The sequence below is a fragment of the Streptomyces hundungensis genome (assembly GCF_003627815.1).
GTDB classification, from domain to species: Bacteria; Actinomycetota; Actinomycetes; order Streptomycetales; family Streptomycetaceae; genus Streptomyces; species Streptomyces hundungensis_A.
Genome location: NZ_CP032698.1, coordinates 3,028,767 through 3,044,939 on the forward strand (window position 1 = coordinate 3,028,767; position 16,173 = coordinate 3,044,939).

Annotated in this window: 13 protein-coding genes; 3 read left to right on the forward strand and 10 right to left on the reverse strand. The window is 72.9% G+C overall.

The features are described 5' to 3' along the window. Window positions 1–10 precede the first annotated feature (10 nt). The gene (locus DWB77_RS13445; protein ID WP_120721497.1) at window positions 11–1,669 is read right to left on the reverse strand and encodes a TerD family protein; all 1,659 of its coding nucleotides are present in this window, start codon (window positions 1,667–1,669) and stop codon (window positions 11–13) included. A 106-nt stretch (window positions 1,670–1,775) separates the two neighbouring features. Continuing rightward, window positions 1,776–2,372, reverse strand: coding sequence for a M48 metallopeptidase family protein (locus tag DWB77_RS13450; protein ID WP_120721498.1), 597 nt, complete (start codon window positions 2,370–2,372; stop codon window positions 1,776–1,778). Between the two features lie 224 nt (window positions 2,373–2,596). On the opposite strand from DWB77_RS13450, the gene DWB77_RS13455 reads away from it, so the two are divergent. After that, window positions 2,597–3,733, forward strand: a complete 1,137-nt coding sequence (locus tag DWB77_RS13455) for a ThiF family adenylyltransferase (RefSeq protein WP_120727738.1) — start codon at window positions 2,597–2,599, stop codon at window positions 3,731–3,733. A gap of 40 nt (window positions 3,734–3,773) precedes the next feature. Next, window positions 3,774–5,144: an ABC1 kinase family protein gene (locus tag DWB77_RS13460; protein WP_120721499.1), complete on the forward strand. Its 1,371-nt coding sequence runs from the start codon at window positions 3,774–3,776 to the stop codon at window positions 5,142–5,144. A gap of 39 nt (window positions 5,145–5,183) precedes the next feature. On the opposite strand, the gene DWB77_RS13465 is transcribed toward DWB77_RS13460, so the two are convergent. From DWB77_RS13465 to DWB77_RS13485, 5 genes are all read right to left on the reverse strand, one after another. After that, window positions 5,184–5,375, reverse strand: coding sequence for a hypothetical protein (locus DWB77_RS13465; RefSeq protein ID WP_120721500.1), 192 nt, complete (start codon window positions 5,373–5,375; stop codon window positions 5,184–5,186). A gap of 112 nt (window positions 5,376–5,487) precedes the next feature. Further along, window positions 5,488–5,811: a hypothetical protein gene (locus tag DWB77_RS13470; protein WP_120721501.1), complete on the reverse strand. Its 324-nt coding sequence runs from the start codon at window positions 5,809–5,811 to the stop codon at window positions 5,488–5,490. Beyond that, window positions 5,808–6,176: a WhiB family transcriptional regulator gene (locus DWB77_RS13475; RefSeq protein WP_120721502.1), complete on the reverse strand. Its 369-nt coding sequence runs from the start codon at window positions 6,174–6,176 to the stop codon at window positions 5,808–5,810. Before DWB77_RS13475 ends, DWB77_RS13470 begins: the two co-directional genes overlap by 4 nt. 166 nt (window positions 6,177–6,342) lie before the next feature. Continuing rightward, window positions 6,343–6,696 carry a hypothetical protein gene (locus DWB77_RS13480; protein ID WP_174248547.1) on the reverse strand — a complete coding sequence of 118 codons (354 nt, stop codon included), beginning with the start codon at window positions 6,694–6,696 and terminating at the stop codon, window positions 6,343–6,345. A gap of 179 nt (window positions 6,697–6,875) precedes the next feature. Continuing rightward, on the reverse strand, window positions 6,876–9,056 hold the full coding sequence (locus tag DWB77_RS13485; RefSeq protein WP_162952526.1) for an ATP-dependent DNA helicase UvrD2: 2,181 nt from the start codon (window positions 9,054–9,056) through the stop codon (window positions 6,876–6,878). Window positions 9,057–9,348: 292 nt separating this feature from the next. On the opposite strand from DWB77_RS13485, the gene DWB77_RS13490 reads away from it, so the two are divergent. After that, on the forward strand, window positions 9,349–9,591 hold the full coding sequence (locus DWB77_RS13490; protein ID WP_120721504.1) for a mycoredoxin: 243 nt from the start codon (window positions 9,349–9,351) through the stop codon (window positions 9,589–9,591). Between the two features lie 92 nt (window positions 9,592–9,683). Here the strand turns inward: DWB77_RS13490 and nudC are convergent, their stop codons facing one another. From nudC to DWB77_RS13505, 3 genes are all read right to left on the reverse strand, one after another. Continuing rightward, window positions 9,684–10,664: an NAD(+) diphosphatase gene (gene nudC, locus DWB77_RS13495; protein WP_120721505.1), complete on the reverse strand. Its 981-nt coding sequence runs from the start codon at window positions 10,662–10,664 to the stop codon at window positions 9,684–9,686. Between the two features lie 72 nt (window positions 10,665–10,736). Further along, a complete protein-coding gene (locus tag DWB77_RS13500; protein WP_120721506.1) occupies window positions 10,737–12,152 on the reverse strand; it encodes a dipeptidase in 1,416 nt (471 codons plus the stop codon). A gap of 10 nt (window positions 12,153–12,162) precedes the next feature. After that, window positions 12,163–15,750, reverse strand: coding sequence for a UvrD-helicase domain-containing protein (locus DWB77_RS13505; protein ID WP_120721507.1), 3,588 nt, complete (start codon window positions 15,748–15,750; stop codon window positions 12,163–12,165). Window positions 15,751–16,173 lie beyond the last annotated feature (423 nt).

Consider the following 16,173-nt stretch of genomic DNA (forward strand, 5'->3'; position numbering starts at 1 on the left):
TCGGGCTCCCTCAGACCTCGTACGGCTGGACGACGATGAAGTTGCCGGGAGCGCCCCGGAACTGGAGGTTGACGGACTCGCCGCTGTGCCCGGGATAGGCGTTGCGGCGCAGCCGGACCTGGCTGGAGACGATCACCTGGGACGCGGCGGACCAGGCGACGATCGCGTCGCTGTCGGCGAACGTGGTCGGGGTGACCGGCAGGACCACCGGGGTGCCCTGCGTCATCACGACGACGGTGCCGCTGCCCTGGAAGAGCATGGTGAACAGCGCGCCGCCCGGGATGCCGTGCCCCTCGATGCGGCGGACCTCGTACTGGAGCGACTCGTCGAAGGCGAGGACGTGCTCCGCGGAGACGCAGATGCCGTCGCCCTGGAGCTCGATGGGGTGCAGATAGGCGCTGTTCTCCGCGAGGAAGACCTGGCCGCGGCCGGTACAGCGCATCAATTGCATTTCCTGGCCGGTCGCGTTGCCGACGATCCGGCCGGCGAACCCGGCTCCCTTGTAGCCGAAGTCGACCTTGCCCTGGTACATGACCATGCTGCCCTGGCGGGCCAGGACGGGCTGGCCTCCGGCTCCGAGGTCGACCCGGACCAGCTGCTTGTTCTGCGCGGTCCAGCGCTGGCCTGTGGGCAGCTCCTTGTACATCTGCATCGCGGCGTGCAGGCCGCCCCCTTGGGGGACTCCTTGCGGCTGACCATAGGGGGCGGGCTGGCCGTAGGGCGCCCGCTGACCGTAAGGGGCGGGCGCGCCCGGCGGCGGTGTCTGACCCGGGACGTGTCCGGGGCCCTGCCCGTACTGCGGCTGCTGGGGAGGCTGTCCATAGGGCGGCTGCTGCGGCTGCCCGTAGGGCGCCGGGGCGGGCGGCGGCACGAGGCCGGGCACGAGGTGCATCGGCGCGGCGATGGTCGGCGCCGCGTGGATCTGCGGGCTGGGCGCGGGAGCCGGCGGCGGGGTGGATCCCGGGGGCGGCGGCGCGTAGTGCTGCGTGGCGGCCGGGGCGGGCGCGCCGAACGAGGGCGCGGGCTGCGGCGCCTGCGCGGGGGCCCCGAACTGCGGGGCGGGCGCGCCGAGTTGGGGCGGCGGGGCGAAGCCCGGGGAGGCGGTCCCCGGCCCGGGCTGCTGCACGACCTCGGGCTCCTCCTCCAGGACCTCGCCGCCGAAGTTCTTCAGGAGGGCTTCGAGGCCGCCGTCGAAGCCCTGGCCCACCGCGGCGAAGCGCCAGACGTCCTTCAGGTAGAAGTCGCCGAGCATGACGGCCCGTTCGGTGCTGAATTCCGCGCCCGTGAACGCGTACCGCACCACTTCCTCGCCGCCGGCGACGACCCGGATGTAACCGGGGCCCACCTGCGACATCTGGCCGGCGCCGTCGAGGGTCGCGGTGAAGGAGAGCCGGTGGATGGTGGACGGGACGCGGTCGAGGGTGACGCGGAACGACTCGGTGTCGCCGGACTGGGGGCCCAGGAGCTGGATGGACTCCTCGGGGGATTTGGGCTGGTTGAAGAAGACGAAGTAACGGTCGTCGGACAGCTGCTCGTTGGCGTCGAGCCCGAAGCAGCTGATGTCGAAGGTCAGCCCCGGACCGCCGATCTGCACGCCCACGTACAGATCCGTCCCCGCCGTGAGATCACTGACCTTGGCCTTGTGGCCGCGCTGGAATTCCCTGGCCATGCGTACCGACCGTCCCCCATCCCGAGGTGATTGCGTCGCGCCAGGCTAACGGCTGCCTCGGACAATCGACGAAGCCGCTACACATTCGGTACACAACCGCCGACCCTCACTCCCCACGGGCCGCGGGCAGGTGGGGAAGGCGGTCGGCGGCGACCACGCCCTCCAGATAGCCGCGGGCCCGCTCGGTGCGCGGATAGGCGTCCAGGAGCTGCCAGAAGCGCGGCCCGTGGCCGGGCACGAGGAGGTGGGCCAGCTCGTGCAGGAGCACATAGTCGACGACGTATTCGGGCATCCCCTGCAAGCGGTGCGAGAGGCGGATGCTGCCCTCGGCGGGGGTGCACGAACCCCAGCGCGTGTTCTGGTTGGTGACCCAGCGCACCGATGCGGGACGGGCCCGGCCCTCGAAGTACTGCTCGGACAGCCGCTCGGCGCGCTCGGTCAGTTCCGCGTCGCCCAGCATGCGCTTGCTCTCCTGCGCGGCCAGTTTGTCGAGCATGACGGTGACCCAGCGCTGCTCCTCGGCCTCGGACATCCGGGCCGGGATCAGCACGATGGTGCGATCGCCCTCGCGGTAGGCGGAGACCGTCCTGCTGCGCCGGGCGCTGCGGCGGACCTCGACCGCGCTCGTCGCCGCGCCGCGGGGAGGCAGCCGGGACGGGCTGCGCGGCGGGCTTCCGGCACTCTTCAGTGGGTCGGCGGGCACGCCCCGACGTTACCCGCTGTCAGTGGGGGAAGTCCCGCCTCCGGGACGGTTGAGCCATGACCCATCCGCCGGGGTGCGGCATTCGAATGACTAATACCCCCCGCCTGTGGACAACTTTTCACGCCTCGCGACGCGGCCGGGCACTCTGACCTCATGCCGCACGACGGCCCGCGACCGGGCGGGTTCCAGGGATGTGCGGGTGGTACGACGACGGGGGTTCGACCATGCATCCGATGCTGAAGCCGGCACTGCGCAGGGCCTGGCGGGACCGGGCGACCGTGCAGTTCGGGATCACACCCGCGCAGGCGGTGGTCGTGTCGCCGGTGGATCCGGCGACGGGCCACTTCCTGGAGCTGCTCGACGGCACACAGGGCCTGCCGATCCTGTACGAGCGGGCGCGCGCCCTGGACATGACGCCGGAGCGGGTGGACGAACTGCTGGCACGGCTGACGGCGGCCGGCGTGGTGGACGATCCGACGGCCTCGGGCCCGGCGGCCGATGTCTTACGCGGCCGGGCGGACACGGCGGAGCGACTACGGCCGGATCTGGCGTCGCTCTCCCTCATCCACCCGGAGCCGGGCGACGCGGCGCGCACGCTCGGGGCCCGCAGAGCCATACGGGTCCAGGTGCGGGGAGCCGGGCGGGTGGGCGCCACCATCGCTGCCGTGCTGTCGGGCGCCGGGGTGGGCCGGGTCGACGTCCTGGACGGGGGTGTGGCCCGGCCGGGCGATGTGGCGCCGGGTGGACTGCCCGAGCGGGCCGTCGGCGAGCGGCGGTCGACGGCGGCGGGCCGGCTGGTGCGGGACGCGGCGCCGGGCGGGCCGCCGCGCCAGGGCCGGGGCGCCGAGCCGGACGCGCTCCGCCTGATCGTGGCCGCCCCGCGCGAGGCCCTCGATGTGTACGCGCCGAACGAAGCGGATGCCGAGGAGTGGGTCGGGGCCGGAATTCCCCATCTGTACGCGGGAGTTGTGGAGGCGACGGGTGTGGTCGGGCCGCTGGTGCTGCCCGGCGGCACCGGGTGTGCGGGATGTCTCTCGCTCGGCCGCACCGAGCGCGACCCGGGCTGGCCGCGGCTGCTGGCCCAGTGGCGCTCCGGGCGCCAGAGGCGCGCCGCGACACCCGCCTGCGATCTGGCGCTGGCCACGGCGGTGGCGGGGCTCGCGGCGGCACACGCGCTGGCGTTCCTCGACGGTGATCTTCCGGAGACCACCGGGAGCCGCTGGGAGGTCTCGCTTCCCCGGCTCGACTGGCGATCCACCCCGATCGAGCCCCATCGGGACTGCTTCTGCGGGGCGGTCGGGAACACTCGGGGGGAGCGGGCCTCCGCGGCCGTGGGGCCACACGACACAATGGCCCGGTAACGCCTGCGAGGGCGCTGCTGTCTGGGATTTGGAGGGGCTCATGTCTGATCTTCCCCGGAAGGCGGTCACCCGGACCGCCAAGCTGGCCGCGCTGCCCCTTGGCTTCGCCGGCCGGGCGACGTGGGGCCTGGGCAAGCGGATCGGCGGGAAGTCCGCGGAGCTGGTCGCCCGGGAGCTCCAGCAGCGCACCGCCGAACAGCTCTTCAAGGTCCTTGGCGAGCTCAAGGGCGGGGCGATGAAGTTCGGGCAGGCGCTGTCCGTCTTCGAGTCGGCCCTGCCGGAGGAGGTCGCGGGTCCCTACCGGGCCGCCCTGACCAAGCTCCAGGAGGCGGCGCCCCCGATGCCCACCCGTACGGTCCACGCCGTGCTGGAGGAGCGCATCGGTGCAAAGTGGCGGGAGCTGTTCCTGGAGTTCGACGAGAAGCCGGCCGCGGCCGCATCGATCGGGCAGGTGCACCGGGCGGTGTGGCACGACGGGCGGGAGGTGGCCGTCAAGGTGCAGTATCCGGGGGCCGGCCAGGCGCTGCTGTCGGATCTGACCCAGCTGAGCCGGTTCGCGCGGCTGCTCGGCCCGCTGATTCCGGGGATGGACATCAAGCCGCTCATCGCCGAGCTGCGCGACCGCGTCTCGGAGGAGCTGGACTACGCGTTGGAGGCGCGGGCCCAGCGGGAGCATGCCGAGGAGTTCGCTGGCGACGCCGATGTGCTGGTCCCCGATGTGGTGCACCAGTGCGACCAGGTCCTGGTGACCGAGTGGATCGAGGGGATACCGCTCTCGGACGTGATCAGGGACGGCACGCCCGAGCAGCGCGACCGGGCCGGGCAGTTGCTGACCCGGTTCCTGTTCTCGGGGCCGGCCAGGACCGGGCTGCTGCACGCCGATCCCCACCCGGGCAACTTCCGGCTGCTGCCCCCCGAGAAGGAGGGCGGCCCGTGGCGGCTGGGCGTCATGGACTTCGGCACGGTGGACCGGCTGCCCGGCGGGCTGCCCGCGACCATCGGCGAGTCCCTGCGGATGACGCTGGAGGGCGAGGCCGAGGCGGTCTACGAGCTGCTGCGCGGCGAGGGCTTCGTCAAGGACTCGATCGAGCTCGACCCGGACGCGGTCCTCGACTATCTGCTGCCGATCATCGAGCCGGCCCAGGCCGACGCGTTCACGTTCAGCCGGGGCTGGATGCGCGGGCAGGCTGCCCGGATCGCCGATCCCCGCTCCCCCGCGCACCAGTTGGGCAAGCAGCTCAATCTGCCGCCGTCGTATCTGCTGATACACCGGGTGACGCTGTCCACCATCGGGGTGCTGTGCCAACTGGAGGCGACGGTGCGCATGCGGGACGAGTTGGAGGCCTGGATGCCCGGCTTCCTGGCCGAGCCGCAGGGTGCGTCGGAGCCGGTGGCGGTCGAGAAGGGCTGAGCCCGGGGCTGGGGCCGGGGGCTCAGGGGCGGGACGGCGCTACCACCAGGTGGCGTCGAGCCGGCCTTCGATGGCTCTGATGTTGGCGCGGGCGCAGTCGTCGCAGTAGTAGCGTCCGGTGCCGTTCTCGACCGAGTAGGTCCAGGTCGGCGGTGGGCCCTCGCCCGGGGCCGGGGTTCCGCAGTGGGAGCACACGATGGTTTCGGCCACCGGCCGATTCTGGTCGTCCACCTCGCGACGATACCGCCGCGCTCGGCCCTTCGGGGCCACAACGCACCGCGGGGGCCGGTCCGTTCGGACCGGCCCCCCTTCTTGCCGCGTACGTTCTGTTGCTAAGTGGACGTCAGTGCATGACGGCCATGGCGAGGGCACGGCGGGCACGCATCGACGCGCGCTCGGCGCGCCGCTGCATGCGCCGGGCGGCGACCAGGCGTACCGCCTGGCGCTCCACCTCGGCTTCCCGCAGGCGCTGATGCATATGGGCACGCGCCATGGCTTCTGGCATGAGTTGCATTTCGAGGGTCCTGTTCTGACGCGACTCGTTCGCGCCGGTGGTGGTGAAGTCTGGGGTCGCGGAGCCGGTGGGCTCACTTGCGGACGTCGTCATCGGGGCCTGCTTCTGGGGGTCGTTCGTTCGGGGCTGGTCGATGGTTCCCGGGCGGTTCATGCGGCGACCGGGTTCTTGCGCGGGCGACCACGCGGCCGCTTGCGGGCCACGACCACACCCTGGACGAAGAGCTCCCCGCCCCAGACGCCCCACGGCTCGCGCCGCTCCTTGGCACCCGCGAGGCAGGCGGCCATCAGGGGGCAGGTCTGGCAGAGCGACTTGGCGTACTCGACGTCCGCCGGGGACTCGGCGAAGAAGACCTCCGGGTCGAAGGAACGGCAGGGGACGGGTACGCCGAGGTTCTCGATGGCGTCGTCGAGCGCGGTGAGCGCGGTGAGGGGAGTCAAGGCGGGGTCCTCCGTGAGACCGGACGGGGGGAGAGTCGGGGCGGGCGGTACGGACGGGGCGTGCGCTTCGAGTTGCACGGTGTTTTCTTCCTCGTCTTGTCGGCTGTGTCGGTCCGGCCGGTCGGCCGGGTGTCGGCTGGTACCGAGGCCCCCTTCGCTCCGCCCGTCCCGGTTCGGGACAAACAGAAGGGCCGCGGATCCCTGGTGGGGTTCCGCGGCCCTGAAGGCTCCTGCCTGATCCTGATCAGGCTGGATCGCTCCAGGGTTCGAGCCCACGGAAGGCCCACATCGTGTGGTGCTGGTACTTCTTCGTCTGCTTCTCGGCTCCCGCACCGGTCGCGGCGAGGGCGTGGGCCTGGGCCCGTCCCTTCGCTACTGCTGCTCCCGGCGCCTGGATCGGTCGCTCATTACGCTCATCACGCACGGGGAAGCTCGCCAGGGAGGCCGGCATGACGGCGGAGAGGCCGAGCAGACCGAAGACGCCGGTGGACAGACCGGTGCCCTGGAAGGAAGAGCCGAGCGTGCAGGTGGCGGCGACCGAGCGGTCCGTCACTTTGGTGCTGATGAAGCTGGTGTCGATCTGAATGAAGCTGGCCACTGGTCTCGCCTCCTCTCGGCGTCTCGGGGACTTCGGCCTCGCGGCGTGATCCCATGCGTATGCGGATAAGTACAGCTAAGTACAGCACGGAGACCAGGCTTCGGAGAAGCTCTTGTTTCCGTGGTTAAGAACCTATGGGGATTCCCCTGGCGGGCGCAAACTATTTTTTCGACGAGTTTTCAGGAACCTTCTTCATCGGCTCCCTCCGGCTCCTCACCTGCGCAGATGGCCAACACATCGGTGCCGAACCGGTCCAGCTTGCGGGCGCCGACGCCGGAGATCACGGCGAGCTCCGGACCGCTGGCCGGCACGGCCTCCGCGATCGCCATCAGCGTCTTGTCCGTGAAGACGACGTACGGGGGCATGCCCAGCTCCCGCGCCTGGTGGGCGCGCCAGTCCCGGAGCCGCTCGTACAGCGCCTCGTCCATGTCGGACGGGCAGTCCTCGCAGCGCATCAGCTTCATCTCGCCGGCCTCGGTGAGCGTCGCACCGCACACCCGGCACAGCACCGGGCCCCGGCGGGTGCGCTTGCGGGGAGCGGGGCCGCGCTCCACGCCGCCCGCCCCGCCCGCCGCCGCGCGGGCGCGGGAGCCGGAGCCCGGGCGCAGGCCGTCCAGGAAGTGGCTGGGGCGACGGCTGGGGCGGCCGCCGGGAGAGCGCGAGAGCGACCACGAGAGCCCGAGGTGGGCCCGGGCCCGGGTGACGCCGACGTACAGGAGCCGCCGCTCCTCCTCGATCTGCTCGTCCGTCTTGGCGTAGGTGATCGGCAACATGCCCTCGGTGAGGCCCACCAGGAACACGGCGTCCCACTCCAGGCCCTTGGCCGCGTGCAGCGAGGCGAGGGTGACGCCCTGCACGGTCGGCGCGTGCTGGACCTCCTGCCGGGCGCGCAACTCGGCGACCAGGTCGGAGAGCGTCGCGTCGGGCCTGGCCTTCACATAGTCCTCGGCGAGGCGGACGAACGCGGCCAGTGACTCCCACTTGTCGCGCACCGCGCCGGAGCCCTTGGGGGGCACGGCCGTCCAGCCCTTGGTGCCGAGCACGGCCCGCACCTGTGTCGGCACGTCCACCGCCTCGTCGAGCAGTGCGTCGTTGCGGCCGGCCACGGAAGCGCCGGCGAGCGCGGTCATCGCCTCGCGGACCTCGGGGCGCTCGAAGAAGCGCTCGGCGCCGCGCAGCTGGTAGGGCACGTCCAGATCGGCGAGGGCCTGTTCGTAGATCTCGGACTGGGCGTTGATCCGGTACAGCACGGCGATCTCGCCGGCCGGGACCCCGGAGCGGATGAGGTCGCGGATGCGCCGCGCGACTCCCTCGGCCTCGGCGGGCTCGTCGGCGTACTCCGTATAGAGGGGCTCGGGGCCCGCCGGGCGCTGGGAGACCAGCTCCAGACGGTGCTCGGCGGCGCGGCCCTTGGCCTGGCTGAGCAGTCCGTTGGCGAGGTGCACGACCTGGGGGGTGGAGCGGTAGTCGCGGACCAGCTTGACCACGGTCGCGTTGGCGTGACGGGTGCGGAAGTCGAGCAGGTAGTCGGGGGTGGCGCCGGTGAAGGAGTAGATGGTCTGGCTGGCGTCGCCCACCACGCACAGGGTGTCGCGGCCGCCGAGCCACAGGTCGAGCAGCCGCTGTTGGAGGGGGCTGACGTCCTGGTACTCGTCCACCACGAAGTGCTGGTACTGGCTGCGGACCTTCTGCGCGAGGTCGTCCCGGTACTGGAGGATGCCGACCATGAGCAGCAGCACGTCCTCGAAGTCGATCACCACCCGGTCCTGCTTGAGCTGCTCGTACGTCCGGTAGATCTGGGCGATCTCGGCGGGGCCGCGGGGCGGTTCGCGGTGGGACTTGGCGACGACGCCCGGGTAGTCGTCGGGGACGGTCTGGGTGACCTTGGCCCACTCGATCTCGCCGGTCACGTCCCGCAGCTCGTTGCGGTCCAGGCGCAGTCCGCTGCGGGCGGCCGCCTCGGCGACGAGCTGGACCTTGCGCTCGACGAGCCGGGGCGGCTGGCCGCCGACCGCAGCCGGCCAGAAGAACTGGAGCTGGCGCAGCGCCGCCGAGTGGAAGGTGCGCGCCTGGACGCCGCCGACGCCCAGGTCACGCAAGCGTCCGCGCATCTCGGCGGCCGCCCGGTTGGTGAACGTGAGGGCCAGCACGCCGGCCGGCGGGAAGATGCCCGAACGCACCCCGTACGCGATCCGGTGGGTGATCGCGCGGGTCTTGCCCGTGCCGGCGCCCGCCAGCACGCACACCGGGCCCCGCATCGCCGTCGCGACCTCGCGCTGCTCGGGGTCGAGCCCGTCGAGCACCGCGTCGGCCGTGTCGGGGACCGGTGGGAAGAGAGTGGAGTGCGTTGCTGATGTCACCCCGCCATGCTGCCAGGTCGCCCGGGGCGGCCGCGCCGCGTTGTCCACAGGCGACGGCCGCGGTCGTACTAATACGGCCGTCGCGCCCGCCGTCCCCCGGTCCCGCGGGCCGCACCCGGCCGCACCCGTCCGCACCCGTCCGCACCCGTCCGCACCCGCCGATTTGGTCACATGCGCCGCCCGTGCGGGAATGGCGCTCGCCCCCCGTACGTTCCACTGCCTGCGGAACCGCATTCGGCGGGGCGCGCACGCCAGTGAAGCGATACGAGCGATACAGAGGAGCGCGAGACACATGCCGGGCACTGTGACGATGTACAGCACCACCTGGTGCGGCTACTGCCAGCGGCTGAAGAAGCAGATGGACCGCGAGGGCATCGCGTACACCGAGGTCAACATCGAGCACGACCCGGCGTCCGCGGCGTTCGTGGAGAAGGCCAACGGCGGCAACCAGACGGTGCCCACGGTGCTCTTCGACGACGGCTCCACGCTCACCAACCCGTCGCTCGCGCAGGTCAAGCAGAAGATCGGCGTCTGAGACCGGACCACGAACAGGGCCCCCGTCCACGGTCGGACGGGGGCCCTGCTCATGCCCGGCCGAGGCCGGAAGCCCTACGCGGAGCCCGGCCCTCAGTGGCTGGGCTTCGGCAGGGGCTTGCCGTACCAGAGCTCGATGAGGCGGGCCGCGATCGAGATGCCGTACGGGGGCAGGACCTCGCCGGACTCGAAGGCGGCGGCCAGGTCCTCGCGGGAGAACCAGCGGGCCTCGTGGATCTCCTCGCCGTCCACGTTGATCTCGGACGAGATGGCCTTCGCCATGAAGCCGAGCATCAGGCTGGACGGGAAGGGCCAGGGCTGGCTCGCGACGTACTCGACCGGGCCGACCGTCACACCGGCCTCCTCGAAGACCTCGCGGCGTACCGACTGCTCGATGGACTCGCCGGGCTCCACGAACCCCGCCAGGGTGGAGAAGCGGCCCTCGGGCCAGTGCACCTGGCGGCCGAGCAGGGCCCGGTCGTGCTCGTCGGTGACCAGCATGATCACGGCGGGGTCGGTGCGCGGGTAGTGCTCGGCGCCGCAGGCCGGGCAGCGGCGGATGTGACCGGCCGCGGCGATCACGGTGCGTTCGCCGCAGCGGGAGCAGAAGCGGTGCAGGCGCTGCCAGTTCTCCAGGGCGACGGCATGCGTCACCAGGCTCGCCTCGCGGGGTGACAGGAGCAGCCCGGCCTCGCGCAGCCCGGCGGGGCGCGCCGACTGGTCCATGCGGCCGGGCAGCGCGTCCTTCTGGAGGGCGAAGTAGCTGACGCCGTCCTCGTCGGTGCCCAGGAAGTAGCGGTGGGTCTCGGTGACCGGGGCTTCGAACGCCGGGGTCATGACGAGTTCGGTGCGCGCCTCCTCGCCGTCCGTGCCGTCGGTGGGCTCGTCGATGAGGACCTGGCCGCCGGAGACCACGAAGACCCGGGTCGTCGGGTGGCTCCAGGCGGCGGCCAGCCAGGCCTCGTCCAGGCGGTGGTGGGCCGCCCGGTCGATGCCGCTGGGCTCGGTCAGGCCGATGGGCGACGTGAGGCCGATCGGTCGGTCCGTGAACGGTTCACTGCTGGTGGTGCTCACAGGTGCTTCCAACTCCCCCGGGTGGATGGTGTGTTCGGCGTTTTCCGTCGACCGGCGGCTCGGGCCGGCGGCTCAGACTGCGGTGGCGGCGAGGTCGCTCCACAGGAGGGCCGCGGTCTCGACGCCCTTGAACAGGAGGTCGAGCTCGACCTTCTCGTTGGGCGCGTGCCAGCCGTCGGAGGGCACCGAGATCCCCAGGAAGAGGACGGGTGCGGCCAGCACGTCCTGGAGGTCCGCCGCGGGGCCCGAGCCGCCCTCGCGGGTGAAGCGGACCTTGGTGCCGAAGGCCTGGCTCATGGCCCGCACGACGGACTGGAGGGCGGGGTGGCCGAGCGGGGTGAGACACGGCCTGGTGGCCGCGCTCCAGGTGATCTCGTGCCGGATCCCGGCCGGGAGCTGCTCCCCGACCCAGTCGGTGACGCGCTTCTCGATGTGCTGGGGGTCCTGGCCCGCCACCAGGCGGAAGGACAGCTTCACCATCGCCGACGCGGGGATGATCGTCTTGCCGCCGGGGCCCTGGTAGCCGCCGCCGATGCCGTTGACCTCGGCGGTCGGGCGGGCCCAGATCCGTTCCAGGGTGGAGAATCCGGCCTCGCCGTAAGTCGCCCCCGAGCGGGCCGTGCGCAGCCACTCGGTCTCGTCGAAGGGCAGCTCGGCGAAGAGTTCGCGCTCGGCGTCGGTCAGCTCGGCGATGCCGTCGTAGAAGCCGGGGACGGTGACGTGCTGGTCGGCGTCGTGCAGGGCCGCGACCAGGCGGGCCGCGGCCGTCGCCGGGTTGGGGACGGCGCCGCCGAAGGAGCCGGAGTGGATGTCCTGGCCGGGACCGTACAGCTGGATCTCGCACTCGGCGAGGCCGCGCATGCCGGTGCACACGGTCGGGGTGTCCTCGGACCACATGCCGGTGTCGGACACGATCACGGCGTCGGCCGCGAGGCGCTCGGCGTGCTCCTCGACCAGGGCGCGGAAGTGCGGCGAACCGGACTCCTCCTCCCCCTCGATCAGGAGCTTCAGGTTGACGGCGGGAGCGGTGCGGCCGGTGGCGGCGAGGTGGGCGCGCACGCCGAGGGTGTGGAAGAACACCTGGCCCTTGTCGTCGGCGGCGCCCCGCGCGTACATCCGGCCGTCGGTGATCACCGGCTCGAACGGGTCGCTGTGCCAGCCGTCCTCGCGGGCCGCGGGCTGGACGTCGTGGTGGCCGTAGACCAGGACGGTGGGTGCGCCCGGCTCGCCCGAGGGCCACTCGGCGAAGACGGCGGGGGCCCCGGGTGTCTGGAGGATCTCGACCTCCGGGAACCCGGTCTCGCGCAGTGCCGCGGCCAGCCAGTCGGCGCTGCGGCGCACATCGGCGTCGTGCTCGGGCTGGGCCGACACGGACGGGATGCGCAGCCACTGTGCGAGGTCGTCGAGGAACGCGGCGCGATGCTGCTCGATGTACGTGCGCACCGCCGCGGTGGCGGTCTGGACGGCGCTGTCCGGGGTCTCGCTCATGCCCTTGAGCCTATCCGGCCGGGTGTGGTGGCCGGTCCCCCGGTCCGCTCCGCGGACCGCGGCCGAGCAGGATGGCCTCCAGCTCGGCCCGGTCCGGCAGACGGCTCGGACGCACCGTCTCACCTGTGCGTACGTAGACGAACGCGGCCTCGACCGACTCCAGCGGAATGCCCAGCTGCTCGGCCCAGGCGACCCGGTAGACGGCCAGCTGGAGGGGGTCGGCGGTGGCTTGGCGGCCGGTCTTCCAGTCGACGATCTCGTACGTGGCGAGGGCGCCCTCGCCCTGCTTGTAGACGGCGTCGACCCGCCCCCTGATCACCCGGCCGGCCAGCGTGAGCTGGATCGGGGCCTCGGTGCGGTACGGGGTGCGGGACGCGTACGGGGTGCGCTCGAAGGCTTCCTTGAGGGCCGCCAGGTCGCGCTCGTCCACGATGTCGGCCTCGCTGTCGTCGGCGCCGGGCAGTTCGTCGGGGCCGAGCATGGGCAGCGGGAGCTCCTCGAAGCGGGACTCCACCCAGGCGTGGAAGCGGGTGCCCCGGCGGGCGGCCGGCTGCGGGCGGCGCGGCATGGGACGGGCCAGGTCCCTGGCGAAACCGTCCGGGTCGGCGGCCAGCCTCAGCAGCTCGGAGGCGGTGAGCGCGGCGGGCAGCTCCACCTCGCGGGTGGTGGCCCGGGCCCGGCGCAGCTCGGTGGTGAGCGCCTCCAGGTCGCGGTCCCAGGAGTGCAGGGTGCGGCGGTCCTCGGGGGTCGGGCGGGGGGCGGGGACGCGGGCGGTCCGGGCGGTCCGGGCCGTGGCCGGGGAGTGGTCGCGGCCGCCGGGGTCGGCGGGGGGCTCGCTACGGGTGTGCTCGGGCTCGCCCGCGTCGGGCCCTGCGGCGGGCTCTGCGGCGGGTGGAAGCACGGGGGCCGGGCGTTCCGTCGGGAGCAGGTCCCAGTCGTCGGCGAAGGCGGCCGGGTCGGCCAACTCGCCTTCTTCGTAAGGGGAGTTGACGGCGTCGTCCCACTCTCCCTCCTCATACGGAGGGAACTCCTCGTCCGGAGGGAACCCCCCGTCCAGGGGGAACGGCTCCGCCTCTTCGGGCGCGTCCTCGTCCGGCGCGGTGGAGAAGGCGGGGCCCGGGGTGGCCGCCAGGTGGGCCAGGACTCGCTCGGCGGCCGCGCGGCGGCGGGCCAGGGACTCCGGGTCGAGCGGCAGCGGCCAGGCGTGGCCGGCCGCTGCCTCGTGGAGGGCGGGGTTCTCGGCGTCCTCGGCCGGCGCGTCCGCCCAGGCCTCGATCTCGCCGTGGCCGGCCGCGCAGTGCTCGTACAGGGCGTGCAGGAAGTCGGAGGGGCCGCGCGGCTTCTTCTGGCTCGGGCCCCACCAGTGGCCCGAGCCGAGCAGCAGGGAGCGGGGGCGCGTGAACGTGACGTATCCCAGGCGCAGTTCCTCGGTGTGCTGGTGGTCCTTCATCGCTTCCTTGAACGCCTTGAGGCCCTTCGCGTCCCACTCCGGGACGACCGGCAGGGTCGGCGCGTCGCCGCGCAGCGCGTGCGGCAGGACCTTCGCCTGCGACGTCCAGGCCTCTCTGGCCTGAGTGGAGGGGAATGTTCCGGTGACCAGGCCGGGGACCGCGACGACATCCCACTCCAGGCCCTTGGACTTGTGCGCGGTGAGGACCTTCACCGTGTTCTCACCGCCGGGCAGCGCGTTGTCCAGGCCCTTCTCGTACTGGGCGGCGGTGCGCAGGAAGCCGAGGAAGGCGAGCAGGGAGGCCTCGCCGTCGAGCGCGGCGAAGCCGGCCGCCGTGTCGAGGAAGCCGGAGAGCGTCTCGCGGCGGCGGGCCGCCAACGCGTGCGGGGAGGCGGAGAGTTCGACTTCGAGGCCCGTGACGTTCAGGACGCGGTGCAGGACGTCCATGAGCGGGTCGGCGAGGGAGCGGCGCAGGTCGCGCAGTTCGGCGGCGAGACGGGCGAAGCGGATCCGGGCCTCGGCGGAGAAGGGCAGGCCGTCGTCCTCGGCGCCTTCGAGGAAGGTGTCCAAGGCGTCGGCGAGCGAGATCACCTCGGCCGGGTCCACCCCCTCGACGGCGTCCGCCAGGCGCTGGTCGGGGTCGTCGGAACCGGCGGGGGCGCGGCGCACCAGATCGCGGGCGCGCCGGCCGAGCAGCGCCAGGTCGCGGGGGCCGATGCGCCAGCGCGGGCCGGTCAGGATCCGTACCAGCGGGGCGTTGGCTCCCGGGTCCTGGAGGACTTCGCAGACCGCCACGAGATCGGCGACCTCCGGCAGGTGGAGCAGCCCGGACAGGCCGACGACCTCGACGGGGACGTCGCGGTCCACCAACGCGCCCTGGATCGCCGGGAAATCACCGGCGGTGCGGCACAGGACGGCGATCTCGCCGGGCGCCTTTCCGGTGCGCACCAGATGGGCGATCGAGTCGGCGAGCCACTCGATCTCCTCCCGATGGGTGTCGAGCAGCGCGATGCGGACGCCGCCGTCGCGCTCGGCGCCGGGCGCGGGGCGCAGCGCCTCCACCCCTTCGTGCATCGAACGCAGCGGCGCGGCAAGGGAGTTGGCGAGGTCGAGCAGGCGGCCGCCGCTGCGGCGGTTCTCGGAGAGCGCGTAACGGGTGGCGGGCGTGCCGTCGGCGTACGGGAAGTGGCGGGGGAAGTCGTCGAGGTTGGCGACGGAGGCGCCGCGCCAGCCGTAGATGGCCTGGCAGGGGTCGCCGACGGCGGTCACGGCGTGCCCGGTGCCGCCGCCGAAGAGCGCGGCGAGCAGGCGGCGCTGGGCGACGGAGGTGTCCTGGTACTCGTCGAGGAGCACCACCCGGTACTGCTCGCGCAGGATCCGGCCGACCTCGGGGTGGGTGAGGGCGAGCTCCGCGGAGAGCGCGATCTGGTCGCCGAAGTCGAGCAGGTCCCGGCTCTTCTTGGCGGCCCGGTAGCGGGTGGTGAGGTCGAGCAGTTCGAGCCGGGCGGCGGCGACCTCGGGCACCTTGCGCAGCTCGGCGTTGCTGAGCTTCACGCCGTCCAGGGCGCGCAGCAGTTCCTGGTCGTACGCGGCCAGCCGCTCGGGCGCCACGAGGTGTTCGGCGAGCTCGGCGTCGAGCGCGAGCAGATCGCTGACCAGGGAGGCGAACGACTTCGTCAGCGTCGGGTAGGGGCCCGGGGCCTCGCGCAGCACCCGGGCGGCGAGCTGGTACCGGGTGGCGTCGGCGAGCAGACGGGAGGTCGGCTCGAGCCCTATGCGCAGGCCGTGGTCGGTGAGCAGGCGGCCGGCGAAGGCGTGGTACGTCGAGATGCCGGGCTCGCCCTGCTCGGGCTCGGGGGCGTCGGGGTCGGTGATGCCGGCGCGGATCAACGCGGTACGCACCCGCTCGGCGAGCTCTCCCGCGGCCTTGTTGGTGAAGGTGAGCCCCAGGACCTGCTCGGCGGCGACCTGTCCGGTCCCCACCAGCCACACGACGCGGGCGGCCATGACGGTCGTCTTCCCGGAGCCGGCTCCGGCGACGATGACCTGCGGGGCGGGCGGGGCGGTGATGCAGGCCGTCTGCTCCGGGGTGAAGGGGATGCCGAGGAGCTCTTTGAGCTGCTCGGGGTCGTTGAGGTGGGGGGGCACGTCGGAAAGGGTAGTGGGGGGTGCTGACAGTGGGGGGTTCGTGGGGGTTTGCCCCCACCCCGCCCCTTCCCTAAACCCTCCGGGGGTGGAGGGGAGGTTGTTTGTTGCCGGGGGCTGCGCCCCCGGGCCCCCCGCGGGGGCTTCGCCCCCTGCACCCCCTTCGGGGCTCCGCCCCGGACCCCGGGAGGGGGAAGAGGGCGGGTGGGCCCCGGGACGGCGTCGCCGGACGCCGCGGGGGCTTCGCCCCCCGCACCCCCTTCGGGGCTCCGCCCCGGACCCCGGGAGGGGGTGTGGGCCGCTCCGGGCCCCGGGAGGGGGTGGGGGGCGGGGGGCCGCTGCCGATCCCGGAAGTGGGTGCGGGAGCGCGGGGATCCGGGCCGCCCCGGACCCCGGGAGGGGGTAGAAGCGGGTGGGCGGGTGGGT

What these genes read in the sequence shown, in the direction of transcription:
- DWB77_RS13470 (WP_120721501.1), bottom strand. Translation starts at nt 5,811, where the DNA reads ATGAACCGCCCGGGAACCATCGACCAGCCCCGAACGAACGACCCCCAG.
- DWB77_RS13460 (WP_120721499.1), top strand. Translation starts at nt 3,774, where the DNA reads ATGTCTGATCTTCCCCGGAAGGCGGTCACCCGGACCGCCAAGCTGGCC.
- DWB77_RS13500 (WP_120721506.1), bottom strand. Translation starts at nt 12,152, where the DNA reads ATGAGCGAGACCCCGGACAGCGCCGTCCAGACCGCCACCGCGGCGGTG.
- DWB77_RS13455 (WP_120727738.1), top strand. Translation starts at nt 2,597, where the DNA reads ATGCATCCGATGCTGAAGCCGGCACTGCGCAGGGCCTGGCGGGACCGG.
- DWB77_RS13445 (WP_120721497.1), bottom strand. Translation starts at nt 1,669, where the DNA reads ATGGCCAGGGAATTCCAGCGCGGCCACAAGGCCAAGGTCAGTGATCTC.
- DWB77_RS13490 (WP_120721504.1), top strand. Translation starts at nt 9,349, where the DNA reads ATGCCGGGCACTGTGACGATGTACAGCACCACCTGGTGCGGCTACTGC.